This is a genomic window from Variovorax sp. P1_H12_2 (genome assembly GCF_056405335.1).
This window is the reverse complement of the sequence record NZ_JBFUCI010000739.1, coordinates 1-1,340: the sequence shown is the minus strand read 5'-3', so window position 1 is coordinate 1,340 and position 1,340 is coordinate 1. Positions and strand designations below refer to the sequence as shown.

2 protein-coding genes are annotated in these 1,340 nt (G+C 68.6%); both read right to left on the bottom strand.

Going from position 1 to position 1,340, the window contains the following annotated elements; translation table 11 throughout:
- Positions 1 to 2: 2 nt before the first annotated feature.
- Positions 3 to 803, bottom strand: a complete 801-nt coding sequence (locus AC1D2K_RS34730; protein ID WP_478094982.1) for an HvfC/BufC family peptide modification chaperone — start codon at positions 801 to 803, stop codon at positions 3 to 5.
- Positions 787 to 1,340 (bottom strand): MbnB/TglH/ChrH family RiPP precursor modification enzyme (locus AC1D2K_RS34725; RefSeq protein WP_478094981.1); only part of this gene is annotated, 554 nt, incomplete at its 5' end. The genes AC1D2K_RS34725 and AC1D2K_RS34730, both read right to left, overlap by 17 nt.

Genomic DNA, 1,340 nt, shown 5'->3' with positions numbered 1-1,340 from the left:
CATCAGGTGTCTCCGGTCCGGCGCGGCACGTCCGCTGCACTGGCGAGCCGGAATGCGACAAGGCGCCCGGCGCCCAAGTGCTGCGCAAGGAGCGCGGGCGCATCGGCGCCTACCCCGGACTCGAGCGCGGTCCCGAGCGGCCTACCGTCGAACAGCGCAACTGCGAAACGCCACGCGCCCTCGTCGAGGCGCTCGACCTCCACCTTGCCCGCCAGGCGCTGCACCAGCAGGCACACGGGCCCGCTGCCCGGATCGATCGCGGCCAGGGCGTCGCCGTCGTGCTGCAGCACCGCGCGCCAGATGCTGTCGACCGGAAACTCCGAGCGCAACGCCGATACCGAACGGTGAGCCACGAAGCACACCCGGTCGTGATCGGCGGGCGCGACTGTTGCCAGTCGCTCCACCGTGAGGGGATCGTCGTCGGGCGCATGCAGCGCGCGGTTCACCGCCCATTCGAGGCGAGCCACGTCGGCCAGGTAGGCGAGTGTCGCTGCGGGCGCGAAGTCCCGCAGGAAGTCGGGGAACTCTGCACCGTAGGCGTTCAGATCGGCGCAGCGCGGGGCCCGGTCGCGCGCAAAGATCTGCGCCGCGCCTTCGAAGAAATCGGCACCGACCAGGCGATGCGCGGCCGGATACGACAGCCGCAGCGCGTTGGCAAGCGTTGCGACGATGGTGTTGCGGTAGACGCCCAGCCGCTGCGCGGGCGCCAGTCCCGCGCCGACGATCAGGTCCGCCGCCTGGCCAGCCTCGTCCTGCATCAGGCCGCGGCACATCGCACACTGGACATCAAACAGCGACGGCATGCTGCGCCTCTTCGATCAACGCTGCTGCATGGGCCGCCTCATCCAGCAGCACGTCCAATGGCGGTATGTTTGTGTCCCACTCGACCAGGGTCGGCACCGGGCCGAAGAGTGCCAACGCCTGCGTATACAAGGTCCAGACCTCCGGTGCGACGCGCGAGCCATGGTCGTCGATGCGCAGGGCCTGCCCGCCTTCGATCTGCTTGAGCGCGTGGCCGGCAAGATGGATCTCGCCGATGGCGTCCGCGGGCAGAGCGGCCAGGTAGGTCGAGGCGTCCCAGCCGTGGTTGCACGCGCTAACGTAGATGTTGTTGACGTCGCACAGGATGCCGCAGCCGGTGCGCCGTGCGACGGTGGCAAGAAAGTCCCACTCGGCGATCGTCGAGTGCTTGAAGCGCAGGTAGGTGGATGGGTTCTCGATCAGGATCTGGCGCTGCAAAAAGGCCTGGGTCTGGTCGACATGGCGGCAAACGAGGTCCAGCGCCTCGTCTGTCATCGGCAGCGGCAACAGGTCGGCCAGGTAGTTGCCCCCGACAACGC

Bases quoted from the DNA above. Each gene is read 5' to 3' on its own strand.
- AC1D2K_RS34730 (WP_478094982.1), bottom strand. From the start codon at position 803: ATGCCGTCGCTGTTTGATGTCCAGTGTGCGATGTGCCGCGGCCTGATG.